This window comes from Burkholderia sp. MR1-5-21, from assembly GCF_053427715.1.
The window spans coordinates 104,341-127,227 of the sequence record NZ_JBSAXD010000002.1; the positions used below are offsets into that span (position 1 = coordinate 104,341).

The 22,887-nt window shown below is 71.0% G+C and carries 19 protein-coding genes and 1 riboswitch; of the genes, 8 read left to right on the forward strand and 11 right to left on the reverse strand.

The features are described 5' to 3' along the window. Positions 1 to 379 precede the first annotated feature (379 nt). From ACV229_RS03070 to ACV229_RS03095, 6 genes are all read right to left on the reverse strand, one after another. Complete coding sequence (locus ACV229_RS03070; protein WP_448081657.1) at positions 380 to 955, reverse strand: RBBP9/YdeN family alpha/beta hydrolase; 576 nt, start codon at positions 953 to 955, stop codon at positions 380 to 382. Between the two features lie 22 nt (positions 956 to 977). Next, on the reverse strand, positions 978 to 2,306 hold the full coding sequence (locus ACV229_RS03075; protein ID WP_448081658.1) for an MFS transporter: 1,329 nt from the start codon (positions 2,304 to 2,306) through the stop codon (positions 978 to 980). A gap of 167 nt (positions 2,307 to 2,473) precedes the next feature. Continuing rightward, positions 2,474 to 3,529 (reverse strand): 3-keto-5-aminohexanoate cleavage protein, encoded by a 1,056-nt coding sequence (locus ACV229_RS03080; RefSeq protein ID WP_448081659.1) that lies wholly within the window; start codon positions 3,527 to 3,529, stop codon positions 2,474 to 2,476. Positions 3,530 to 3,673: 144 nt separating this feature from the next. Then, on the reverse strand, positions 3,674 to 4,522 hold the full coding sequence (locus tag ACV229_RS03085) for a TauD/TfdA dioxygenase family protein (RefSeq protein ID WP_448081660.1): 849 nt from the start codon (positions 4,520 to 4,522) through the stop codon (positions 3,674 to 3,676). Positions 4,523 to 4,532: 10 nt separating this feature from the next. After that, complete coding sequence (locus tag ACV229_RS03090) at positions 4,533 to 5,513, reverse strand: quinone oxidoreductase family protein (protein ID WP_448081661.1); 981 nt, start codon at positions 5,511 to 5,513, stop codon at positions 4,533 to 4,535. A gap of 18 nt (positions 5,514 to 5,531) precedes the next feature. Further along, entirely contained in the window at positions 5,532 to 6,443 is a 912-nt protein-coding gene (locus tag ACV229_RS03095; RefSeq protein ID WP_448081662.1) for a hemerythrin domain-containing protein, read from the reverse strand. 331 nt (positions 6,444 to 6,774) lie between these two features. Between ACV229_RS03095 and ACV229_RS03100 the strand changes: the two genes are divergently transcribed. The 3 genes from ACV229_RS03100 to ACV229_RS03110 all read left to right on the forward strand — a co-directional run bounded on the left by ACV229_RS03100 (position 6,775) and on the right by ACV229_RS03110 (position 11,837). Continuing rightward, positions 6,775 to 9,483, forward strand: a complete 2,709-nt coding sequence (locus ACV229_RS03100; RefSeq protein ID WP_448081663.1) for a LuxR C-terminal-related transcriptional regulator — start codon at positions 6,775 to 6,777, stop codon at positions 9,481 to 9,483. A gap of 314 nt (positions 9,484 to 9,797) precedes the next feature. Next, positions 9,798 to 10,922, forward strand: coding sequence for a porin (locus ACV229_RS03105; RefSeq protein WP_448081664.1), 1,125 nt, complete (start codon positions 9,798 to 9,800; stop codon positions 10,920 to 10,922). 210 nt (positions 10,923 to 11,132) lie between these two features. Continuing rightward, on the forward strand, positions 11,133 to 11,837 hold the full coding sequence (locus ACV229_RS03110; RefSeq protein ID WP_448075737.1) for a glutathione S-transferase N-terminal domain-containing protein: 705 nt from the start codon (positions 11,133 to 11,135) through the stop codon (positions 11,835 to 11,837). Positions 11,838 to 12,085: 248 nt separating this feature from the next. Here ACV229_RS03110 and ACV229_RS03115 read toward each other — a convergent pair whose 3' ends face one another. Next, positions 12,086 to 12,592 carry a MarR family winged helix-turn-helix transcriptional regulator gene (locus tag ACV229_RS03115; RefSeq protein ID WP_448081665.1) on the reverse strand — a complete coding sequence of 169 codons (507 nt, stop codon included), beginning with the start codon at positions 12,590 to 12,592 and terminating at the stop codon, positions 12,086 to 12,088. A gap of 129 nt (positions 12,593 to 12,721) precedes the next feature. On the opposite strand from ACV229_RS03115, the gene ACV229_RS03120 reads away from it, so the two are divergent. Continuing rightward, positions 12,722 to 13,894 carry an MFS transporter gene (locus tag ACV229_RS03120; RefSeq protein ID WP_448081666.1) on the forward strand — a complete coding sequence of 391 codons (1,173 nt, stop codon included), beginning with the start codon at positions 12,722 to 12,724 and terminating at the stop codon, positions 13,892 to 13,894. Positions 13,895 to 13,979: 85 nt separating this feature from the next. On the opposite strand, the gene cobM is transcribed toward ACV229_RS03120, so the two are convergent. Genes cobM through cbiE form a run of 4 tightly spaced genes read right to left on the reverse strand, consistent with a single transcriptional unit; the run spans position 13,980 to position 17,819 of the window. Next, positions 13,980 to 14,708, reverse strand: a complete 729-nt coding sequence (gene cobM, locus ACV229_RS03125) for a precorrin-4 C(11)-methyltransferase (RefSeq protein WP_448081667.1) — start codon at positions 14,706 to 14,708, stop codon at positions 13,980 to 13,982. Positions 14,709 to 14,749: 41 nt separating this feature from the next. Beyond that, entirely contained in the window at positions 14,750 to 15,481 is a 732-nt protein-coding gene (locus ACV229_RS03130) for a cobalt-precorrin-6A reductase (protein WP_448081668.1), read from the reverse strand. Then, positions 15,478 to 16,590, reverse strand: coding sequence for a cobalt-precorrin-5B (C(1))-methyltransferase (locus tag ACV229_RS03135; protein ID WP_448081938.1), 1,113 nt, complete (start codon positions 16,588 to 16,590; stop codon positions 15,478 to 15,480). Before ACV229_RS03135 ends, ACV229_RS03130 begins: the two co-directional genes overlap by 4 nt. Next, on the reverse strand, positions 16,590 to 17,819 hold the full coding sequence (gene cbiE, locus ACV229_RS03140; protein WP_448081939.1) for a precorrin-6y C5,15-methyltransferase (decarboxylating) subunit CbiE: 1,230 nt from the start codon (positions 17,817 to 17,819) through the stop codon (positions 16,590 to 16,592). Before cbiE ends, ACV229_RS03135 begins: the two co-directional genes overlap by 1 nt. Before the next feature lie 205 nt (positions 17,820 to 18,024). Continuing rightward, positions 18,025 to 18,216, forward strand: a riboswitch (cobalamin riboswitch). 68 nt (positions 18,217 to 18,284) lie between these two features. Between cbiE and cobG the strand changes: the two genes are divergently transcribed. From cobG to cobJ, 4 genes are read left to right on the forward strand one after another with little or no spacing between them, the layout of a single operon-like run. After that, positions 18,285 to 19,676 carry a precorrin-3B synthase gene (cobG, locus tag ACV229_RS03145; RefSeq protein WP_448081669.1) on the forward strand — a complete coding sequence of 464 codons (1,392 nt, stop codon included), beginning with the start codon at positions 18,285 to 18,287 and terminating at the stop codon, positions 19,674 to 19,676. Then, complete coding sequence (locus ACV229_RS03150) at positions 19,669 to 20,295, forward strand: precorrin-8X methylmutase (protein ID WP_448081670.1); 627 nt, start codon at positions 19,669 to 19,671, stop codon at positions 20,293 to 20,295. Before cobG ends, ACV229_RS03150 begins: the two co-directional genes overlap by 8 nt. Next, positions 20,292 to 21,026, forward strand: a complete 735-nt coding sequence (locus tag ACV229_RS03155) for a precorrin-2 C(20)-methyltransferase (protein WP_448081671.1) — start codon at positions 20,292 to 20,294, stop codon at positions 21,024 to 21,026. Before ACV229_RS03150 ends, ACV229_RS03155 begins: the two co-directional genes overlap by 4 nt. Next, positions 21,023 to 22,759 carry a precorrin-3B C(17)-methyltransferase gene (gene cobJ, locus ACV229_RS03160; protein ID WP_448081672.1) on the forward strand — a complete coding sequence of 579 codons (1,737 nt, stop codon included), beginning with the start codon at positions 21,023 to 21,025 and terminating at the stop codon, positions 22,757 to 22,759. Before ACV229_RS03155 ends, cobJ begins: the two co-directional genes overlap by 4 nt. Positions 22,760 to 22,887: the final 128 nt, after the last annotated feature.

Sequence of the window (22,887 nt, forward strand, 5' to 3'; positions counted from 1 at the left end):
GACAGACGGGGCGGGAGTTTCCCTAACAAAAACCCTTCCGCCGCATGTCGATTCGTGTGCAGGACGGGATTGACGCGATTCTGGCGATCGGCAAATCATCGTGTTAAGACGTCATACATCAAGAAATGACGACTTGGAACCGGTTCGGCATGACGGCGCGACGTGGAGGCCGGCGCAGCGACGCAAGCGTGCATACGTCAGACGACAGGAGGCGAGGCGGAAACGAGACGGATGATGGGCGTCGCAGCAGACGACGCTGGCTGCGCGCGGTGTGTCGGGCAGCGCCGATGCGGTCGTCTGTCCACTGCGAAGACAGCTTCAGAAAATCAGGAAAGCGGCCGGCGGTGCATGCATCACGGCATGCCCGGCCAGCCTGCGCTCAATTCGCGCCCAGCGCCTGGACTTCGGCGATCAGCGCAAGGGCGCCGGGCCACTCGCCATACCCCGACGCCGGATTCATATGTCCGACCTCCCCGAGATCGACGAGCCGGCTGCCCCACCCTGCGGCAAACGCTTCCACGCGTTCGACGCGCGCGAGCGGATCGTTGCGGCTGGCCGCGACGATGCTCGGAAACGGCAGGCGATCGCGCGGAACCGGCAGCCAGCCGTTGTCCCGGATCGCGTCGATCGACGGATACGGCGCGGGCATCGCCGTTTCGAGATCGGCCGGCGTGACGAGCAGCGCGCCCTGGATCGCGCGCGTCGCGTGCCGCGCCCACTGCACGGTGATCATCACACCGGCGCTGTGTGCGACGAGGATCACCGGACCGTCGATCTCGGCCAGCGCCGCGTCGAGCGCCGCGACGCGCGCGGCGCGGCTCAGCTTGTCGTGTTCGAGCGGCGCGACCGAGCGTGCGCTCGGCAGGCGCCGTGCGAGATGCGTTTGCCAGTGGTCTTCGACGTGATCGCGCAAGCCGGGCACGATCAGGATGGTGGGCGCTTTCGCCAGGGTCATGCAGCCTCCGTAAGGGTTCAGTTCAGGAATGCGCAGGCGCACGCCGTGCGCGTTCGAGGTGCGCGAGATCGGCCGCGTAGCTCGAACGCCCGATCGCGAACATCGCCGCGGCCGCGAGCGGCACGGCGGGAATCCATTGCAGCGCGCCGATAAGCCCGGCGTGATCTGCGACCCAGCCGGTCAAGAGCGGCCCGGGCGCCATGCCGATCAGGTTGTTCGCGAGCGTGAGCGTCGCGAATGCCGACGCGTGGATCGCGGCGGGCGTCAGGTTCGCGACCATCGCGCCCGAGGCGCCGGACGCCCCCGCGCCGACCAGCATCCCGACGCCGATCAGCGCGAGCTGCAGCGGCCCGGGTGGCAGCCGGAACGCGAGCGCGAGGCTCGCGCACGTCAGCAGGCAATAGACGATCGCGGTCAGCCACTTGCGCGATCCGTCGGCCTTGCCGAGCCGGTCGGTGACGATCCCGCAGCCGACCATCCCGATGCCGGCGAGCAGCACGAAGCCCGCCGCGAGCACCGCGGCGCGGTCGGGCGCCATCGCGTAGTAGCGGTTCAGGTAGCTCGGCAGCCACGCGAACATCGCGCCCGGCACGAACAGGTGCAGCCCGCTGCCGACGTACGCGCAGATCACCGAGCGCGACGAAAACAGGCCCGTCATCAGCATGCGCAGACTGCCGCGCACGCTGCGGGATGCACCGGCATCGCGTCGGCACGGTTCGGCGCGGCATGCCGCGAGCCGCCGTTCGGTGACGACGCAGCGGTACGCGACGAGCAGCACGAGCCCGAGCGCGGCCATCACGCCGAACGACCAGCGCCAGCCGAGATGCGCGCCGACCACGCCGCCGAGCGCCATCCCGAACACCGAGCCGAACGCGCCGCCCGCCATGAATGCACCGGTCAGCGTCGCGCGCAGATGTGCGGGGAAGATGCTGAGGATCAGCGCGACGCCGACGCTGCCATACGCGGCTTCGCCGAGCCCGACGAGCCCGCGCGACACGAGCATTTCCGTGTAATTCGTCGACAGCGCGCAGCCGAGCGTCGCAAGGCTCCACAGCGCGGCCATCAGCACGATGCTGCGCACGCGGCCGAAACGGTCGGCGAGCACCGACAACGGAAACGTCAGCACGCCGACCAGCAGCGCGACGATGCCGCTCAGCGAGCCGAGCTGCATGTCGGACAGGCCCCATGCATGCTTGAGCAGCGGAAACACCGCGTTGAGCACCTGCCGCGACATGTAATCGGACAGCAGCAGGCCGACGGTCAGCCCGAACACGAGCCACGCGAACGCGGGCGCGCGGCCGCGGGCCGCGGCCATGTCCTGCATCGACGGCTCGACATGATGAATCAGCATGCGTGTCTCCTCCGGTGCCGCGCGTCGGCGCGTCGGCACGATTTGCGTCGCCCCGCTCCGTTGGCCGGAGTCCGCCTTGCGCCGCGCGCAAGGATGGGGGCCACGCCACAACGATCACGATCGACGGGCGGCGGCCGCGACGGCCGGCCGCCCGGCTGCGCGCCGTATCAGGCCGCGCGCAGCGGTACGTTCACCTGGCCTGGACGGCGGTTCGGCGCCATCCCGAGCTGCGCGAGCGTCTCATCCACGCTGTCGTACTGGACGCCGATCCTGTAGATCGCCTTCGCTTCCTTGCCGGTCGCGATCTCGCGGCCGAGCTCGCGCGCGATCCGCGCGCACTGCTCGACCTGCTGCACCGACGTCATCCGGTTGCCCTTCTGGTCGATGATCGTGTCCTCGATCCCGCAGCGCGGATGCAGGCCCATCGCCATCGCGATCGTGTTGATCGGCAGCACGTTCTTCATCAGCGATTCGAGCGTGATGCACGCGCCGTCCGGGCAGCGCCGCACGAATTCCATGAAGTTGTACGGATTCGGGCCGTCGAAGCCGCCGCCGATGCCGACCCACGTGACGTTCAGCGGACCGCGGTACACGCCGCGGCGGATCATCCGTTCGAGCGTTTCCAGCGAATGCATGCCGGTGAGCTGGAAGTGCGGCTGGATGCCGGCCTCCTGCAGCCGGCGCAGATGCTCGTCGGCCCAGCCGGGCCCGGCCGGCACCGTCATTTCGCGATAGGCCTCCCAGTACGCGGCGTCGTTCAGCGACGTGCCGGCGATGTCGCGGCGATCCATCAGCTCGGTGATGTTCATCTGCACCGTGTTGATCGCGACCGTCACCTGGTCGGGCTTCGGCGTCAGGTCGGCGAGCATGTGGCGCGTGTCGTCGGACAGCCACTTTGCGTCGGCGCCCTCGCCTTCCGGCGCGAACGAGATCGACCCGCCGACCTGCAGGATCATGTCGGGCACGGCCTCGCGCAGCAGGCCGAGCAGCTCGTTGAATTTCGACAGCCGCTTGCTGCCCTTGCCGTCGAGTTCGCGCACGTGCATGTGCAGCACCGTCGCGCCCGCGTTGTAGCAGTCGATCGCCTTCTGTACGTGCTCGTCCATCGTCACCGGGATGTCTTCCGGAAAATCCTCCGGCATCCATTCGGGGCCGTACGGCGCGACCGTGATCACGACCTTGTCCTGGTTTTCGGGGTGCAGCGAATCGTCGAGAAATTGCATGTCGTCCTCCAGATTGAATCGTTCTGCTTGAATCGTTACGTGCGCCGCAGCGTCATGGCGTCGCGCCGCGTGTCGCTCGTTTCGTGTGTTGCGTCTCGCGTCTTGTGTCTTGTGTGTCGCGTCAAACGGGTGTCGATCGTTCGCTCAGAACGGCACGTCGCCGACGATCCCGGCGCGTTCCATCTTGCGCACGCACGGCGGGTAGTCCATCACCGCGTAATGCTGCGTGCTGCGGTTGTCCCAGATCGCGACGCTGTTCTTCGTCCAGCGCCAGCGCACCTGGTATTCGGGGATATACGCCTGGCTGACCAGGTACTGCAGCAGCTGCCCCGCGCCCGGGTTCGCGTCCTGCCCGAAGCGCACGCGCTCCGGCGTGTGGAAGTTCGTGAAGTGCGTCGTGAACGCGTTCACGTACAGCACCTTCTCGCCCGTGTCCGGATGCGTGCGCACGACCGGATGCTCGGCGTCCGGGTACTGCGCCTTCAGCGCGAGCCGCTTGTCGATCGGCATCGCCGCGCCGAAGCTCGCCTCGATGCTGTGCCGCGCGCGCAGCCCGTCGATCTGCGCCTTCACGTGCGCGGGCAGGTTCTCGTACGCAAGCACCATGTTCGCCCACATCGTGTCGCCGCCGACCGGCGGGCACTCGACGCAGCGCAGCACGCAGCCGAGCGGCGGCGCCACGCGCCAGCTCGCATCGCTGTGCCACGCGTTCTCGTAGCGGTCGTTCGGCTGGTCGGGCGACTTGTAGATCCGCACGAGGCCCGGATGGTCGGGGTCGCTGCCCGCGACCGGGTGATCTTCCAGCTCGCCGAAGCGCCGCGCGAACGCGACGTGCTCGGCGCGCGTGATGTCCTGGTCGCGCAGGAACAGCACGCGGTGCTTCAGCAGCAGTGCGCGGATCTCGGCGAACAGGCCGTCGTCGTGCGCGGCGTCCGCGAGATTCACGCCGGACAGCTCCGCGCCGATCGCGCACGTCAGTGGTTCGACTCGCATGGTCGCCTCCTCAGACGTCGAACACCGACGAGCCCGTGGTCTTGCCCGCCTCCAGGTCGCGATGCGCGCGCACCGCGTCCTCGAGTGCGTAGCGCTGGTTGATCTCGATCCGGATGCGTCCGGCGGCGACATGGTCGAACAGCTCGCCCGCCAGCTCCGCCTTCTCGGCCGGATCGGCGATGTAGTCGGCGAGCGCCGGGCGCGTCATGTAGAGCGATCCCTTCATCGCGAGCAGTTGCGGATTGAACGGCGGGATCGGGCCCGACGCGGTGCCCACGCACACCATCAGGCCGCGGCGCTTCAGCGAATCGAGCGACGCATCGAAGGTGTCCTTGCCGATGCTGTCGAACACGACGTCGACGCCCTTGCCGTCCGTCAGCTCGCGCACACGGCTCGCGATGTCTTCCTGCCGATAGAGGACGACGTGGTCGCAGCCGTGCGCGCGTGCGATCTCCGCCTTCGCTTCGCTCGACACCGTGCCGATCACGTTCAGCCCCAGCAGCTTCGCCCACTGCGACACGATCAGGCCCACGCCGCCGGCCGCCGCGTGCAGCAGAATCGTGTCGCCTGCGTTGAACGCATGGATGCGCCGCATCAGGTAAGCCGACGTGAGGCCGCGCATCGTCATCGCGGCCGCGGTGTCGCACGCGATCGCGTCGGGCAGCCTGATCAGCGGCGCGGCGGGCACCAGGCGCTCGGTGCTGTATGCGCCCAGCGTGTTGATGAAGCCCGTATAGGTCACGCGATCGCCGACCGCGACGTGCGTCACGCCGTCGCCGACGGCCTCGACCACGCCCGCCGCCTCGACGCCGATGCCGGACGGCAGCGGCACCGGGTAGAGCCCGCTGCGGAAATAGGTGTCCGCGAAGTTGAGCCCGACCGCCGCGTGCTTGACGCGCACTTCGCCGGGCCCCGGGGCGCCGACTTCGACGCTTTCCCAGCGCAGCACGTCCGGGCCGCCGGTTTGATGGAATCGCACTGCATGTGCCATGTGTTTCTCCGTGATAAGTCAGTCGGATGCGCGCGGCGCATCCTCGGGTTCGTCTGCGCCCGGCGTCGCGGCTGCGTCATCCGCCGGGCCCTCGTCCAGTTCCGTCCAGTCGGCGTCGCTCAGGTAGCGCCGCGCCGCCGGGAAAATCACGCCCTCCTTGCGCCCCATCTGCTCGAACACGCCGCGCGCATAGCGGGCGAGCGCCGTGTCGAACGTGGCGCACGGCAGCGCGCCGTCGGCCATCCGCGCCAGCGCGTCCAGCGCTTGCGCATCGCGGCGATGCTGGCGGTCGAGTTCGTCCAGCTCGGCCTCGACGCTCTCGGTGCGCGAGCGCAACGCGGCAAAAAGCCGTGCTTCGGCGCCCGCGCCGAACCGCCGCGCCTGCAGGCCGGCGAGATCCGCAAGCACGCCGCGGCACGCGACGGCATCCCGCCCCGGTTCGCCCGCTTGCGTCGCGTAGCGCGTCAGCGCGTGCAGCAGCGCGGCCACCGCGCGATGCGCGTCGAGACAGCGGGCGATCACGCGTGCCGCGGCCGGCGAGTGCGACACCGCGCACACGAGCACCGGCACGCCGCTCGCGGCGAACAGCCGCTGCCGCAGCGTGCATGCGCGGGCGTCGGCGCCGGGCGGCAGCGCCGCGACGCAGATCAGGTCGCAGCCGAGCACGCGGGCAAGCGCCCAAAGCGGCGTGCGTCCGGCAGGCGCGATCGCAAACGACACGCCCTGCGCCCGCGCGGCCGCTTCCACTTTCGCACCCTGCTCCTGCGTGCGCGCTCCGGGTAAATACGAGTCCGGCGCGGCTTCAGGCAGCCCGTCCGGCAGCACGAACGTGACCCGCGCGCTCATTGCCCGCGCAAGCTCCAGCGCATGGCCGACCGCGTCGATGCCGCCGGGCGCGCCGTCGACCTTCACGAGCAGATGGCGATACATCGTGCCGCTCCGTTTATCCGGCGAGCGGCACGCGCTGGCGCGTTCCGGTCGATGCAGTCGTCATGGGTGTCCTCTCCGTCGTGCCATTCGTCATGCGTCGGAACCGACCGGTCGATGCTTCGCCATCGGTGCCCCCTCGTGCCATGCGTGATTCGCTGGAACCGATGCTATCGGCGCCGTGCCGTTGCGGCCCCACTCGCGACGGGGGGGATTGACGCACGCAGGGGGTTCGGCCGATGCTTCCCACCACGTTCCGCACCGGACGCTGGCCCGCACGGCACCGCCGGGCGTCCGACACTCAGATACGCCGACATTCCGACCTGCTCCCCAGATGGCCCACCCACCCGATCGCGCCGACACCGCCCCCACCGAGCTGGTACTGAAGACGACCGCGCCGCGCGTGCCGGCGCAATTGCTCGCCCGCGCGCGGCTGAGCCTGTCTGCGCCGGGTTTCGACGAACGCCCGATCACGCTCGTGCAGGCGCCGGCCGGCTACGGCAAGACGTCGCTGCTCGCGCAGTGGCGCCGCGAATATCTGGCGCTCGGCCGTGCGGTCGTGTGGCTGTCGGCGGACGAGCGCGACGACGCGCCGCGGCTGCTGCAGGGGCTCGTGCAGGCCGTGCGGACCGGCTGCGCGCGGCCCGGCTTCGGGCGGCTGATCGCACGCGGCGCACCCGATGCGGCGCGCGCGCTCGAAGGGATGACCGCGTGGCTCGCCGAAGTCGCACTGCTGTCGATCGACGCGCTGCTGATCGTCGACGAAGCCGAGCGGCTGCCCGCCGCCGGCCTCGACGCGCTGACCTACGTGCTGCACAACGCGCCGCAGAACCTGCGCGTCGTCGTCGCCGCGCGGCGCGGGCTCGACCAGGCGGCCGCCGACCTGCTCGCGGGCGGCCAATGCCTGCTGGTCGGCTCCGACTGGCTGCGCTTCACGCTCGACGAGACGATCGCGCTTGTCGGCGCGCGCTTCGCGCAACGTGTCGATGCCGACGCCTGCGCGCGGCTGTTCGAGCGCGTCGATGGCTGGCCGCTCGGGCTGCAGCTCGCGATGGCCGCGATGGCGCGCGCGGCCGATCCGCGCCAGGCCGTCGATGCGCTCGCCGCGCGCGCGGGCGGCACGCGCGACCGGCTCGTCGAACTGCTGCTCGCGAACCTGTCCGCGGACGACACGGCGTTCCTCACGCACGTGAGCGTCGTCGACCGCCTCCACCCGTCGCTGTGCGACGCACTGCTCGACGACGCCGGCGCGTCCGCGCGTCTCGCCCGCCTCGCGCGCGACACGCCGCTCTTCATCGCGTCGGACGATTCGGACTGGTGCCGGCTGCATCCGCTCGTGCGCGACGCGCTGCGCGATCGCCTAGGGGCCGGCCCGGATGCGGTGAAGAGCGGCCTGCACGCGCGTGCGGCCGGCTGGCTCGACGCGCACGGCATGACGGACGAAGCGGCCCGCCACGCCTACGCGGCCGGCCAGCTCGAGACGGCCTATGCGCTCGCGCAGCGGTGCCTCGAGGATGCGATCAAGGAAGGCCGCATCAACGACGTGCTCGACTGGCTCGCACGCCTGCCCGACGCGGAGCTCGACAAGCGCCCGACGCTGCGGATCGCGGTCGCGTGGGCGCTGGCGCTCGGCGAGCGGCACGTCGAGGCGCGGCGCCAGATTGCGGGCATCCTTGCCGCGCCCGACACGCCGAGCGCGATGCGTTACGAATGCGCACTGATCCTGAGCGCCGCCGCGTACTACGCGGACGAGATCGACCGGTTCGTCGAGCTGTTCGAGCCGTGGGCGGCGTTCGCGCCGCCCGCCGCAACCTGGCTCGCGCAGATGCACGCGAACCGGCTGTCGGCGCGCGCGATCATCCTCGGCGAGCCGGCACAGGCGCGCCGTTTCCAGCAGAGCGTGCCCGGCGCGCGCGGTGAAAAGGCAGCCGGGTTCGGCTACGTCGCGCGCTGGGGCGAGCTGATCACCGGCCTCAGCTATCTGTCGGAGGGGCAGGTGCAGCTCGCGGACGACGTGCTGTCGCCCGCGCTGGCCCGTGCGGAAACGGATCTCGGCCGCCGCCATCCGCTGACCTGCATGTTCGCGGCGATGTGCGCGGCGATCGCGTACGAGGCCGATCGCGTCGACCAGGCGGCCGCGCTGCTCGCGAACCGGCTCGACGTGCTCGAGCACGCGGGCATCCCCGACACGGTGCTGTTCGGCTACTGCACCGCGGCACGCATCGCGATGCTGCGCGGCGTCGAGCATCGTGCGATCGACCTGCTCGAAGCGCTGGACGCGATGGGCGTCGCGCGCGCGTTGCCGCGGCTGTCGGTCGCGAGCCTCGCCGAGCAGGTGCGGATTCACGCGGCGCGCTATCGCGAGGCGACCTGCCACGCGCTGGTCGAGCGGATCGATGCGATCGCGGCTGCTGAATTCCCTGCCCACGGGGCGCTGTGGCGGCGCCCGGTCGTGCTGCTGCAGGCGAGCGCGCATGCGGACGCGGCGCTGGCCGCGCGCCGCTGGGAAGACGCATGCGCGGCGCTCGACGAAGCGGCGGCCCTCGCTCGCGAGATGAACGTCGGCCGTGCGCGCATCGAGATCATGGCGCTCAACGCGTTCGCGCTCGAACAGTCGGGCCGCGACGGCCGCGCGCGGCTCGTCGAGGCGATGAACCTCGCGGACGTGTTCGGCCTGACGCGCACGCTCGCCGACGCGCATCCGGCCGTCGCCGACTGGGCGCGCCGCGTCAGCGACGAGGAAGCCGCGGGCACGGGCCACGCGCGGCATGCGCTGCCGCCGCCGCGCGTCGTGCCGCCCGCGCCGCGCAGCGCCGCCGGGCCGCGTGCGGTGCCGAGCGTCGTGCTGACGCCGAAGGAGCGCGCGATCCTCGAATTGCTGGCGCGGAACCTGTCGAACAAGGAAATCGCGGTCGCGCTCGCCGTCGGCGAGGAAACCGTGAAGTGGCACCTGAAGAACCTGTTCGGCAAGCTCGACGCCAGCTCGCGCAAGCACGCGGTGCGCCGCGCGCTGGTGCTCGGGCTTCTCGAAAGCGCGCAATAAGTCCTGCTGCAAGCCCTGCAATAAGCCCTGCAATAAGCCCTGCAATAAGCCCTGCAACAAGTCCTGCCAAAAGGCGCGCAATCGCGCCCCTCTTTCCCTTCGATTCTCCGTAACCCTGCCCCCCGTGCGTGGGGGGGAGCGGCCGCGCGTCGTTGCGTAGTCTTTCCGCAGGACGCAAACCGACGTCGCTCCGATGTCGGCCTGACGTTGCCCCGATGCTGCCCCGGCATCGGCCCGCAACGCGGGACGATTTCCCCCGCTGCAACCGGGCAGGCTCGCTCCGGTCCGGTCATCACACCAACATGGAGACTTCGATGAAGACGAAACTGGCTGCGCTTGCCGCGCTTTCCGCCTGTTCGGCGCTCGCGCACGCGCAATCGTCCGTCACGCTGTACGGCGTGATCGACACCGGCATGCTGTACCAGAGCACGTCGGCCGCGTCGTTCAGCCCGAGCGCGCCGAACACCGGCAAGGTGTTCCGGATGAAGGATGGCGGGATCTATTCGAGCTTCTGGGGGATCAAGGGCAGCGAGGACATCGGCGGCGGCTACAAGGTCAACTTCAAGCTGCAGGGCTCGTTCGACAGCGGCACCGGCAAGTTCCAGCTGAGCGACACGCCGGGCGCGGTCGCGATGTTCAACCAGATCGCGTCGGTCGGTGTGTCCGGCCCGTTCGGCAGCTTCACCGCGGGCCGCCAGGTCGTGCCGATGATCTACGCGATGGCCGACACCGACGTGCGCAACGCGCAGTTCTTCGGCAGCATCCTGACCGCGTGGCTCGGCATCAACACCGCGGCGGGCTGGCCCGGCACGAGCACGAACGGCGCGATCGGCGCGCTGTACGACAGCAATGCGCTCGTCTACCAGTCGCCGACGTTCGGCGGCGTGTCGGTCGCGCTCGAGTATGCGCCGGGCGGCGTCGCGGGGCAGATCCAGGGCGGCACGCGCGAGTCGGCCGTGCTCAAGTATTCGAACTACGGACTGAATGTCGCCGCCGTCTACTACAACGGCCACGACACGAATCCGGCGCCCGGCTCGACGCCGACCGGCGTCGACAACAACCGGTTCATGTACGTCGGCGCGAAGTACACGATTCACGATTTCTCGGTGTCGGCTTCGTACGGGAACGGCAAGAACCCCGCACATTCGAACCAGGCGAATTTCGACATGATGTCGGCGGGCGTCGGCTATCGCTTCACGCCCGCGCTGCAGGTCACGTCGGCCATGTACTACCTGAAGGACCGCAATCGTTCGGCGAACAAATCGACGGCAGTCGTGCTCGCGGCCGACTACAGCCTGTCGAAGCGCACGATGGTGTATGCGCAGGTCGGCCACGTGAACAACCGCGGCACGATGGACCAGATGCTCGTGTACGGGCAGCCGGTCGCGCCGGGTGTCGGCACGACGGCCGCGATGGTCGGGATCCGGCATAACTTTTGATCAGCAATCCCCCAGCCGGCGCCAAAGCTTTCGGCACGTAAGCCCGGCGGCCGCTTCCTGCACCGATTGCGCGGATCGGCTACAGTGGCCCCTTTGGCGCGGCCCGCCGCGCCCGCCGGCGCAACCGCCCGTTCCGGACACGCGAAACGGGCGCAACGCGCGGCGGCGTGGCGGACACGCGGATGATCCACCCCGACGAGCGAATCTTCCATGCCCGATCTGTCCGCCTTCCCGATCACGCAAAAATGGCCGGCCCAGCATCCCGACCGCCTGCAGCTCTACTCGCTGCCGACGCCGAACGGCGTCAAGGCGTCGATCATGCTCGAGGAAACCGGCCTGCCGTACGAACCGCATCTCGTGCGCTTCGACACGAACGACCAGCTCTCGCCCGCGTTCCTGTCGCTGAACCCGAACAACAAGATCCCCGCGATCCTCGACCCGAACGGCCCGGACGGCAAGCCGCTCGCGCTGTTCGAATCCGGCGCGATCCTGATCTACCTCGCGGACAAGACGGGCCAGCTGATCCCGAAGGATCTCGCGGGCCGCTACGAGACGATCCAGTGGGTGATGTTCCAGATGGGCGGCATCGGCCCGATGTTCGGCCAGGTCGGCTTCTTCCACAAGTTCGCCGGTCGTGAATACGAGGACAAGCGTCCGCGCGACCGCTATGTCGACGAGTCGAAGCGGCTGCTCGCAGTGCTCGACGCGCACCTCGCCAACCGCAAGTGGATGATGGGCGACACGTACACGATCGCCGACATCGCGATCTTCCCGTGGGTGCGCAACCTGGTCGGCTTCTACGAAGCGGGCGACCTGGTCGGCTTCAGCGAATTCCGCCACGTCGCGCGTGCGCTCGACGCGTTCGTCGCCCGCCCGGCTGTCGCACGCGGGCTCAATATTCCGGCGCGCAACTGATCCCTGCGGCCGGTGCGACTGCCACCGCGCCGGACGCTGGTCATTTGTCGCCCTGCAGCGTTGCGCGGCGGGCCGATGCGGTCGATCGGCGACTGCGAAGCCTGGCCGGCTGTCGACGTAAATCGGCGTGAATGCGCGGGCGCAGACCCGCGCCGGCCGATTCCGCCGCCTGCACGACGGATGCCGCCTGCCCCTCCCCGAATCACCGCGCAAATCACCGCCGCCCGGCTTCCGGCCAACCCGCCGGACTAACCGATTCCGCCGCCCGTCTCGCCCAACCCGGCCAGCAGCTTCCCGAGCAGCCGCGCGAGCTGCGCCTCCTCCGCATCCGACAGCAACGCGAGCATCGCCTGCTGGTTCTCGACGTGCGCAACCACCGCGTCGTCGATCAGCGCGCGGCCCGCATCCGTCAGCGCGACGAGCGTGCCGCGGCCATCGGCCGGATTCGGCCGGCGCTCGACCCAGCCCGCCTTCTGCAGCCGGTCGATGCGCGCCGTCATCCCGCCCGACGACATCATCAGCGCGTCGTACAGCGCGGTCGGCGTCAGCGCGAACGGCGCGCCGCTGCGGCGCAGCGTCGCCAGCACGTCGAATTCCCCCGGCTGCATGCCGTAGCGCGCAAACAGCGGATTGAGACGGTCGCGCGCGATCACGAGCGCCGCCTCCTGCAGCCGCCCCATCACGAGCATCGACGACGCGTCGAGATCCGGACGTTCGTCGCGCCATTGCGCGACCGCCTGTGCTGCTCGATCCATTAACCCTCCTCGGCGAACAAGTTATCTTGACGTCGAGATAAATCGGCATTTATCTTGACGTCGAGACAATTTACACCAAAACGCGCGGCGCCCTGCCCGGATGCCGCGTTCGACTCCGAGGGCCTCAAGATGAATCGTTTCAACACACCCGGATGGCGGCTTGCCGCGATCGTGCTCGTCGGGCTGAACCTGCGCCCGGCGCTCGCGGCGGTCGGCCCGCTGCTCGACATGATCCAGCGCGCGACCGGCATCGACGACAGCACCGCGAGCCTGCTCACGACGATCCCGATCCTGCTGATGGGGCTCGGCGCACTGTGCGCGCGGCGCCTGCAGCGCGCGCCGGGGATCGCGGGCGGCGTGGGGATCGGCATCGCGCTGATCGGGCTGGCGTGCGCGGTGCGCGTCGGTGCGCAGCACGCGTGGCTGCTGATCGCGAGCGCGTGCTGCGCGGGCGTCGGCATTGCGATGGTGCAGGCGCTGCTGCCCGGTTTCGTGAAGGCCAACTTCGCGACGCGCATCGGCGGCGTGATGGGCGTCTACTCGACGTCGATCATGGGCGGCGCGGTGCTCGCAAGCGTCGCCGCGCCGCTCGTCGCGACGCGCTGGGGCTGGCTCGCGGCGCTCGCGTGCTGGACCGTGCCGGCCATCGCGGCCGCATTCGCGTGGCCGGTCGCGTGCCGCGGCGGCGTGACGATCGCCGCGCCGACGGCGATGGCGTCACGGCCGTCGCGCGCCGCGCACGCATGGCGTCTCGCGCTGTTCTTCGGGATCGCAACGGGCGCGTATACGCTGGTGCTCGCGTGGCTGCCGCCGTTCTACATGCGGCTCGGCTGGTCGCCCGCGGCTGCGGGCGGCTTGCTGGGCGGCATCACGCTCGCGGAAGTCGTGGCCGGCCTGACCGTCTCGGCGACGATCGACCGCGTGCCCGACCGCCGGCCGGTGCTGGTTGCGGCAATCGCGGCGCTGTTCGTCGGGCTCGTGCTGATGCTCGTGGCGCCGGAGACGCTCGCACTGCCCGCCGCGCTGCTGATGGGCGCGGGCATCGGCGCGCTGTTCCCGCTGTCGCTGATCGTCACGGTCGACCACGCGGCGACGCCGGCCGACGCGGCGTCGCTGACGGGCTTCGTGCAGGGTGTCGGCTACCTGATCGCGGGCCTGTTCCCGTTCGCGGCGGGCGTCGTCCGCCAGCATCTCGCGGACCTGACGCCCGCGTGGATCGTGATGGCGTGCCTGTGCATCGCGCTGTTCGCGCTCGCGACCGGATTCGCGCCGCAGGTCGCGCGGCGGGTCGCACGTGCGTGATCGAGCGAGACTGTGTTGACCGAATGGTCTTCGCCGGCGCGACGACTGCTGCGGAGCCCGCGTCGCGGCTTCAGACCTCCCGGCGCTACGCCTCGCTCGCGTACAGCGTCGAATCCGCGAACCCTTCCGCATCGAGCACGCGGCCGATCAGGATCAGCGCGGTGCGCTCGATGCGCGTGCCCGCGACCTTGCCGACGATGTCGGCCAGCGTGCCGGTGACCCGCTCTTCGTCCGGCCAGCTCGCGCGGTAGATCACCGCGACCGGGCAGTCGGGCCCATAGTGCGGCAGCGCCTCGTCGACGATTTTCGCGAGATGGCGCACGCCGAGATGGATCGCGAGCGTCGCGCGATGCGCGGCGAGCGAACCGAATGTCTCGCCTTCCGGCATCGTCGTCTTGCCCGCGTAGCGCGTGAGGATCACCGTCTGCGAGATACCAGGGAGCGTCAGTTCGCAGCCGAGCGTGGCCGCGCACGCGGCGGTGGCCGTCACGCCCGGCACGATTTCATACGGAATCCCGAGCGCCTTCAGCCGGCGGATCTGCTCGCCGATCGCGCCGTACAGCGACGGGTCGCCGGAATGCACGCGCGCGACGTCCTGCCCTTTCGCATGCGCACCGGCGAGCAGCGCGACGATCGCGTCGAGATCGAGGTCCGCCGTATTGACGACCTGCTCCGCGCGATGGCCGTCGAGCACGGCCTCGGGCACGAGCGAGCCCGCATACAGGATCACCGGGCACGTGCGCACGAGGCGCTGGCCCTTCACCGTGATCAGCTCCGGGTCGCCGGGACCCGCGCCGATGAAATACACCGTCATCGAAAAACTCCGTCAAGTCATGTGCGGCCGGTGGCGCGCCATCACGCGCGTGCGGCCGGATCGAGCGCATCGAGCAACTCGGCGGCCGAGTCGAACGCGCGGTCGACATCGGGCAGCGGCGGCCGGCGCATCATCACGACCGGCAGCCGGCGCTCGCGCGCGACGTCGAGCTTCGCTTCGGTCGCGGCGCCGCCGCTGTTCTTGCTGACGACGACGTCGATGCCCGCGAGCGCGAACAGCGCGCGTTCGCCGTCGAGCGTAAACGGCCCGCGCGCCGCGACGATCTGCGCGCGCGCGTTGCCGGGATGCGGGTCGAGACAGCGCACGAGCCAGAACTGGTGCGCCGGTATCGCGTCGAGATGCGCGAGCGGCTCGCGGCCGAGCGTGAACAGCGGCCGGCGAAACGGCGCGAGCGCGGCCTCGATGCCGGCCCAGTCGTCGACCATCCGCCAGTCGTCGCCCGGCTGCGGCTGCCACGGCGCGCGGCGCAGGGCCCAGCACGGCACGCCCGCGTCGCGCGCGGCGGCGGCCGCGTTCGCGCTGATTCGCGCCGCATACGGATGGGTCGCGTCGATCACAAGGCCGATACCGGCTTCGCGCAGGTACGCGGCCAGACCCGCCGCACCGCCGAAGCCGCCGACACGCACCTCGCACGCGAGATCGGCCGGCACCTTGCCGAGCCCGGCGAGACTGTACACGTGGCTCGGGCCGAGCGCGCGGGCGATCTTCAGCGCATCGCCGGTACCGCCGAGCAGCAGGATCCGCGCGCTCATCGCGCGGCTCCGACGAAGCGGCCCTGCCGGTCGATCGCGAACATCTCGAGCGCGACCGACGCGGGCACGATGTCGCGGGCGACACGCAGCGCATGCGCGCACACGATGTCGCCGAGCGGCACGCCGTCCGCGTGCGCGAGCTTCAGCGCTTCCTGGCTCGTGTTCGCCGCGCGCATCGCGGCCTGCAGCGCGTCGCTCGCGCCGGCCTCGGCCGCCCATTGCGCGAGCAGCGGCAGGTCGATGCTCGAATGGCGGCTGTGCAGGTCAAGATGACCGCCGGCAAGCTTGCTGAGCTTGCCGAAGCCGCCGCACATGGAGACGCGCGCAATCGGCGCGCGCCGCAGGTGCTTCAGCACCGCGCCCGCGAAATCCCCCATCTCGATCAGCGCCATGTCCGGCAGGTGATAGTGCGCACGCATCGCGTCCTCGCTTGCGTTGCCCGTGCAGGCGGCGATATGGCCGACTCCGTTCGCGCGCGCGACGTCGATGCCCTGGTGGATCGACGCGATATACGCGGAGCACGAGAACGGCCGCACGATGCCGGTCGTGCCGAGGATCGACAGTCCGCCGACGATGCCGAGCCGCGGGTTCATCGTCTTCAGCGCGAGCGCCTCGCCGCCCTCGACGCCGATCGTCACGTCGAAGCCGCCCGCATAGCCGTGCTCGGCCGCGAGCGCGGTCAGGTGCGTCGTCATCATCTGGCGCGGCACCGGGTTGATCGCCGGTTCCCCGACCGGCAGCGTGAGCCCCGCACGCGTGACCGTGCCGACGCCGGGCCCCGCATGGAAGCGCGCGCCGGGCGCCGCCGCGAGCGCGACGCGCGCGAACACCAGCGCGCCATGCGTGACGTCCGGATCGTCGCCGGCGTCCTTGATTGTGCCGGCTTCCGCAGCACGTTCCGCGCCGTCTTCCGCGCTGTTTCCGATGATCCGGCAGAACTCGAGGCGCATCATCACGCGCTGGCCTTTCGGCAACACGATCTCGACCGCGTCGTCCGCGATGCCGGCGAGCAGCAGACGCGCGGCGGCGAGCGACGTCGCGGTCGCGCAGCTCCCGGTCGTATAGCCGAAGCGCAGCGGTGCGGGCTGTTCGGGCGTTTCGTCGCGCATCACGTCGCGGGGTTCGTGTCGTCCGGCGCGGGTTTGCGCACGTCGTACAGCGTGACCGGCAGCGCCTGCCGCCAGCTGTCGAAGCGGCCGAGCGGCTCGGCTTGCGCGAGCGACACGCGCGTGAGCGTGCCGCCGTGCCCGTCGCGCCATACGGCGAGCGCCATTTCACCTTGCAGCGTGACGGCATTCGCGACGAGCCGGCCACCGGGTTTCAGCGCCGACCAGCATGCATCGAGCACGCCCGGCACGGTCACGCCGCCGCCGATGAAGATCGCGTCGGGCGCGGCGAGCCCCGCGAGCGCATCGGGCGCGCGCCCGGCGACGAGCTGCAGCCCCGGCACGCCGAGCGCGTCGCGATTGTGTTCGATGAAGCGCTGCCGCTCCGCATGCGACTCGATCGCGATCGCCTGGCACGACGGATGCGCGCGCATCCATTCGATGCCGATCGACCCGCATCCGGCACCGACGTCCCAAAGCCGTTCGTCGGGCGCGGGCGCGAGGCGCGCGAGCGTCAGCGTGCGCATGTCGCGCTTCGTGAGCTGGCCGTCGTGGCGGTATGCGTCGTCCGGCAAACCGGGCGTCAGCGCGCGCCGCGGCGCATCGGGCGCCATGCGGCAGTCGAGCGCAACGAGGTTCAGCGCCGCGGTTTCGTCGACGGACCAGTCGTGCGCGAGCCCGTCGATGCGGCGCTCGAGCGGGCCGCCCAGATGTTCGAACACGCTGATCCGGCTCGGCCCGAAGCCGCGTGCGGCCAGTTCCGCTGCGACCGCGGCGGGCGTGCGGCCGTCCGCGCTCAGCACGAACAGGCGCCGCCCGGGCAGCAGATGCCGCGCGAGCGTCGCGAGCGGCCGGCCGACCAGCGACACGGCGCCGACGTCCTGCAGCGCCCAGCCGAGGCGCGCCGCGGCCAGCGACAGCGACGACGGCGCGGGCAGCACGCGCCATTCGCCAGGCGAAAGCTGGCGCGCGAGCGTCGCGCCGACGCCGAACAGCATCGGGTCGCCGCTCGCGAGCACGCAGACCGGGGAATGGCGCCGCGCGAGCACGCCCGCGAGATCGAACGGCGACGGCCACGGTTCGCGCACAGCGCGCAGCCGCGCGGGCAGCATGTCGAGGTGCCGCGGCGCGCCGACGACGAGCGTCGCGTCGAGCAATGCGCGGCGCGCGCTGCGCCCGAGCCCCGCGAAACCGTCGTCGCCGATGCCCACCACCGTCAGCCACGCCGTCATGCACCCTTCCCCATCGTTCGATTCCATCGTGTCGCCGCAGGCGGCCGTGAAGCCGCCGGCGCGTCCGTCCGCGTTGCGAAAGACGGCATGGTACCGTGTTCCACCGCGCGTTTCACCTGCGGGCCGGCACGGACCGGACGCCCGGAACTGCACCGTTCGCAGGCGGGTCGGCGGGCGTCGCGAACCCCCTGCAAAATCGGGTATCCTACGGCGTTCGTTCGCCGGTGCCCCTTCGGGGCCGAAGAGGGAACACAGGGCGCGTGCCGCGCCGCTGTGGCTGCCCCCGCAACTGTAGACAGCGAGTCCGCCTCCACCCGACGCCACTGGTTTCACCGGGAAGGCCTGGAGCGGGCGTCGACCTGCCAGCCAGGAGACCTGCCGGCCTGAAAGTGCGTGCGTGCCAGCCGGCATCGGGCGGGGTGTACCGATGCGTTGGCCGCGGCCCGACACTATCCCGGTGCCCCGTTGAGTTCCGCCCCCGATTCATCCCCCGCTTTGCCTGCCGTGCGGCCGTCCGCGTGCCCGGGGCTCGTGCGCGTCGTCGCCGCGGCCGACGGCGGGCTGTGCCGGATCAAGCTGCCGGGCGGCCGGCTCGACACGGCGCAGGCGCGCGCGATCGCGGCCGTCGCGCGTGCGCACGGCTCCGGCGTGATCGAAGCGACCAACCGCGCGAATCTTCAGTTGCGCGGCATCCGCGACGGTGAGAGCGACGCACTCACCCGCGCGCTGCTCGACGCGGGGCTCGGCCCGCTCGTCGACGCCGGCGGCGATGCCGCCGCGCTCGCGGCGAGCGACGACGTCCGCAACCTGATGCTGAACCCCCTTGGCGGGCGCGATCCCGCCGCGCTGATCGACAGCCGCGCGCTGGCCGCGCCGCTGCTCGACATGCTCGCGCGCGAGCCGCGCCGGTTCGAACTGTCGCCGAAATTCGCGATCCAGCTCGACGGCGGCGAGGCGGTCGCGGCGCTCGATCATCCGCACGACATCTGGCTGGCCGCGTGGCGCCGCGGTGACGGCGCGGCGCGCATCGCGGCCGGGCTCGCCGGCTGCCCGCCCGTGGCGCGCGGCGATGCGCCCGCCGTCGTCGACGTTTCGCCTGAAGAAACCGTCGCGCTCGTTCGCGCGCTGCTGCTCGCGTTTCTCGACCTCGCGCCGGCCGACGTGACGCGGATGCGCGCGCTGCTCCCGACGTGCGGCGCCCGGGCACTGCTCGAGCGCGCGCAGACCTACCTTCCGTTTCCGCTTGCCGCCGATCCCGCGCTTTCCGACTGGCGGCGTGCGCCGTCCGATTTCGCGTTGCGCTTCGGCGTCCATGCGTCGAACGATGCGGGCCGCTGCAGCGTCGGCGCGCAGTTCGCGCTCGGCCGTCTCGACGCTGCGCGGCTCGACGCGCTCGCGGCGCTGGCCGATACGCACGGCGACCGCACGCTGTCGATGACGCCGTGGCAAGGCGTGTTCGTCCACGGCGTCGCGACCGCCGATGCACGCGCGGTGCGCGAAGCGCTTGCCGCGCTCGGCCTCGTCGTGTCGCCGGCCGATCCGCTCGCGCGGCTCGCCGCGTGCGCGGGCAGCGCGGGCTGCGCAAAAGCGCGCGCCGACACGAAGCGCGATGCGCTCGCGCTGGCCGAACGCGTCGGGCATGCGCTCGACGCGCACCTGACCGGCTGCGAGCGCCACTGCGCGCTGCCGCGCGCCGCGGAGCACACGCTCGTCGCGGTCGCGCCGGCGCGCTACGACCTGTACCGGCGCGACGACGCAGCGGGCCTCGGCACCCTGCTCGCGCGCCATTTGACGATCGACCAAGCCGCGGCCCGACTGGGCGATGCGCGGCAAAGCCAGGACTTCAACGATGCTTGACTACATTCGCGACGGGCAGGAAATCTACCGCCAGTCGTTCGCGACGATCCGCGCCGAGGCCGACCTGTCGCACATCCCGCCCGACCTCGAGAAACTCGCGGTGCGCGTGATCCACGCGTGCGGGATGGTCGACGTCGTCGACGATCTGCGCTTCTCCACCGGCGCGGGCGCGGCGGGCCGCGCGGCGCTGGCCGCCGGCGCGCCGATCCTCTGCGACGCGAAGATGGTCGCCGAAGGGATCACGCGCGCGCGGCTGCCGGCCGGCAACCGCGTGCTGTGCACGCTCGGCGAACCCGAGGTGCCCGACCTTGCGCGGCAGCTCGGCAACACGCGCTCGGCCGCCGCACTCGAACTGTGGCGCGCGCACCTCGCGGGCAGCGTCGTCGTGATCGGCAACGCGCCGACCGCGCTGTTCCATCTGCTCGACATGCTCGACGCCGGCGCGCCCCGCCCCGCGCTGATCCTCGGTTTCCCGGTCGGCTTCATCGGCGCGGCCGAATCGAAGGCGCTGCTCGCGGCCGACAGCCGCGGCGTGCCGTACGTCGCGCTGCTCGGCCGGCGCGGCGGCAGCGCGATGGCGGCCGCCGCCGTCAACGCACTCGCGACGGAGGTCGAATGACGGCCGCGCGTGGACGCCTGTTCGGCCTCGGCGTCGGCCCGGGCGACCCCGAACTGATGACGCTGAAGGCGCTGCGCCTGCTGCAGGCTGCGCCCGTGGTCGCGTATTTCGTCGCGAAGGGCAAGAAAGGCAATGCATACGGGATCGTCGAGGCGCATCTGCTCGACTCGCAGGTGCAGTTGCCGCTCGTCTACCCGGTGACGACCGAAGTGCTGCCGCCGCCGCTCTGCTACGAGACCGTGATCGCCGATTTCTACGACACCGCCGCCGACGTCGTCGCCGCGCATCTCGATGCGGGCCGCGACGTCGCGGTGATCTGCGAAGGCGATCCGTTCTTCTACGGCTCGTACATGTATCTGCACGACCGCCTCGCGCCACGCTACGACACCGAAGTCGTGCCGGGCGTGTGCTCGATGCTCGGCGGCACGGCCGTGCTCGGCCAGCCGCTCGTGTACCGCAACCAGAGCCTGTCGGTGCTGTCCGGCGTGCTGCCTGAAGATGAGCTGCGCACGCGGCTCGCGCAGGCCGACGCGGCCGTCGTGATGAAGCTCGGCCGCAATTTCGACAAGGTGCGGCGCGTGCTCGACGCGCTCGGCCTCGCCAAGCGCGCGCTGTACGTCGAGCGCGCGACGATGGCGAACCAGCGCATCGTGCCGCTCGACGACGTCGATCCGATGGCGTCGCCGTATTTCTCGCTGCTCGTCGTGCCGGGGGAAAAATGGCAAGGATGACGACCCCGCCCGCGATCGTGATCCTCGGTGCGGGCGCACTCGACACCGCACGGCGCATCCAGGCGCGCTATCCGGGCGCGCAGGTGCACGCGCTTGCGTCGCGCGTCGCCGCCGACGTGCCGTTCGACGAACTCGGCGCGCACCTGCGCGAGCTGTACGCGCGCGGCGTGCCGATCGTCGCGCTGTGCGCGGCCGGGATCGCGATCCGCTGCGTCGCGCCCGCGCTGACCGACAAGGGCGTCGAGCCGCCGGTGCTCGCGGTCGCGGAGGACGGCTCGGCCGTCGTGCCGCTGCTCGGCGGCCTCACCGGCGTGAACGTGATCGCGCGCGAGCTGGCCGACTGGCTCGGTGTCGCGCCGGCGATCACGACGAGCGGCGAACTGCGCTTCGGCGCCTGCGTGCTCAATCCGCCCGACGGCTATGCGCTCGCGGATCTGTCGCAGGGCAAGCGCTTCGTGTCCGATCTGCTGGCCGGCGCGTCGACGCGCGTCGACGGCGCCGCGCCGTGGCTCGACGATGTCGCGCTGCCGCGCGACGACGCGGCAGCGCATGCGATTCGCGTAACGCCGCTCGCGTGGCGCGGCGCGCGCGACGAACTCGTGATCCATCCGCGCAGTGTCGTGATCGGCATCGGCGCGGAATACGCCACAGCGGACATGCCGCTCGACGCGCGCGTGAACGCGCTGCTGGACGCACACGGGCTCGCGCCGCAGGCGCTGGCCGCCATCGTTGCGCCGGCAGATGCGATCGGCGATGCCGCGCTCGAAGCGGCGGCGGACGCGTTAGGCGTGCCGCTGCGTTTCGTTGATTTCGTCGATTCCGCCGATGCAGAAGCCGATGCCACCACCGTGCTGCAACGTGCGCTGCGCGTGCCGCATGCGCTGCGGGATGCGCTGCGGGATGCGCACGACGCGCATGCCGGCCTGGCCTGCGCGGTCGCCTCGCAACCCGTCGATCCCGCGACGCTCGGCCGCGCGCGCGGCCGCCTGACCGTGCTCGGCCTCGGCCCCGGCAGCGCCGCGTGGCTGACGCCCGCCGCGCGCACGGCGCTCGCGGAGGCGACCGACATCCTCGGCTACACGACCTACGTGAACATGGCCGGGCCGTTCCGCGCGGACCAGCGCGTGCACGGCACTGACAACCGGGAAGAGATGCAGCGCGCGCGCCATGCGTTCGAGCTCGCGGCCGAAGGCCGGCGCGTCGCGGTCGTATCGTCGGGCGACCCGGGGGTGTTCGCGATGGCCGCCGCGGTGCTCGAAGCGCTCGACGAAACACGCGACCCGCAGTGGGCCGCGGTCGACTTGCGCATCGAGCCCGGCGTATCGGCGTCGCTCGCGACCGCCGCACAGGCTGGCGCGCCGCTCGGCCACGACTTCTGCGTGATCTCGCTGTCGGACAACCTGAAACCGTGGGACGTGATCGAGACGCGCCTTGCGCATGCGGCCGAGGCCGATCTGGTGATGGCGTTCTACAACCCGATCTCGCGTGCACGGCCGTGGCAGCTCGACCGAGCGCTCGACGTCGTGCGCGCGCATCGCGCGGCCGACACCGTCGTCGTGCTCGGCCGCGACATCGGCCGCCCCGGCGCGACGCTCGTCAGCACGACGCTCGGCGCGCTGCGCTCGGACCAGGTCGACATGCGGACGATGGTGATCGTCGGCTCGTCGACGACGCGGCGCTTTGCAATCGGCAACGGACGGGAGTGGGTCTATACGCCGCGCTGGTATCGCTGAGCGCCGCTCGGGAAACGTGCCCGCCGCGCGTATCGAAACGATGTCGAATCGGCAAGATCGTTACGTATCGCGAGTCAAATAACGAAAAGAACGGCGATTCGTTCCCGATTCGTCGGGAATCCTCCATG

Bases quoted from the DNA above. Each gene is read 5' to 3' on its own strand.
- ACV229_RS03130 (WP_448081668.1), bottom strand. From the start codon at position 15,481: ATGAGCGCGCGGATCCTGCTGCTCGGCGGTACCGGCGATGCGCTGAAG.
- ACV229_RS03105 (WP_448081664.1), top strand. From the start codon at position 9,798: ATGAAGACGAAACTGGCTGCGCTTGCCGCGCTTTCCGCCTGTTCGGCG.
- cbiE (WP_448081939.1), bottom strand. From the start codon at position 17,819: ATGACGGCGTGGCTGACGGTGGTGGGCATCGGCGACGACGGTTTCGCG.
- ACV229_RS03100 (WP_448081663.1), top strand. From the start codon at position 6,775: ATGGCCCACCCACCCGATCGCGCCGACACCGCCCCCACCGAGCTGGTA.
- ACV229_RS03135 (WP_448081938.1), bottom strand. From the start codon at position 16,590: ATGCGCGACGAAACGCCCGAACAGCCCGCACCGCTGCGCTTCGGCTAT.
- ACV229_RS03070 (WP_448081657.1), bottom strand. From the start codon at position 955: ATGACCCTGGCGAAAGCGCCCACCATCCTGATCGTGCCCGGCTTGCGC.
- ACV229_RS03115 (WP_448081665.1), bottom strand. From the start codon at position 12,592: ATGGATCGAGCAGCACAGGCGGTCGCGCAATGGCGCGACGAACGTCCG.
- ACV229_RS03075 (WP_448081658.1), bottom strand. From the start codon at position 2,306: ATGCTGATTCATCATGTCGAGCCGTCGATGCAGGACATGGCCGCGGCC.
- ACV229_RS03090 (WP_448081661.1), bottom strand. From the start codon at position 5,513: ATGGCACATGCAGTGCGATTCCATCAAACCGGCGGCCCGGACGTGCTG.
- cobJ (WP_448081672.1), top strand. From the start codon at position 21,023: ATGACGACCCCGCCCGCGATCGTGATCCTCGGTGCGGGCGCACTCGAC.
- cobM (WP_448081667.1), bottom strand. From the start codon at position 14,708: ATGACGGTGTATTTCATCGGCGCGGGTCCCGGCGACCCGGAGCTGATC.
- ACV229_RS03110 (WP_448075737.1), top strand. From the start codon at position 11,133: ATGCCCGATCTGTCCGCCTTCCCGATCACGCAAAAATGGCCGGCCCAG.
- ACV229_RS03150 (WP_448081670.1), top strand. From the start codon at position 19,669: ATGCTTGACTACATTCGCGACGGGCAGGAAATCTACCGCCAGTCGTTC.
- ACV229_RS03120 (WP_448081666.1), top strand. From the start codon at position 12,722: ATGAATCGTTTCAACACACCCGGATGGCGGCTTGCCGCGATCGTGCTC.
- ACV229_RS03155 (WP_448081671.1), top strand. From the start codon at position 20,292: ATGACGGCCGCGCGTGGACGCCTGTTCGGCCTCGGCGTCGGCCCGGGC.
- ACV229_RS03095 (WP_448081662.1), bottom strand. From the start codon at position 6,443: ATGTATCGCCATCTGCTCGTGAAGGTCGACGGCGCGCCCGGCGGCATC.
- ACV229_RS03085 (WP_448081660.1), bottom strand. From the start codon at position 4,522: ATGCGAGTCGAACCACTGACGTGCGCGATCGGCGCGGAGCTGTCCGGC.
- ACV229_RS03080 (WP_448081659.1), bottom strand. From the start codon at position 3,529: ATGCAATTTCTCGACGATTCGCTGCACCCCGAAAACCAGGACAAGGTC.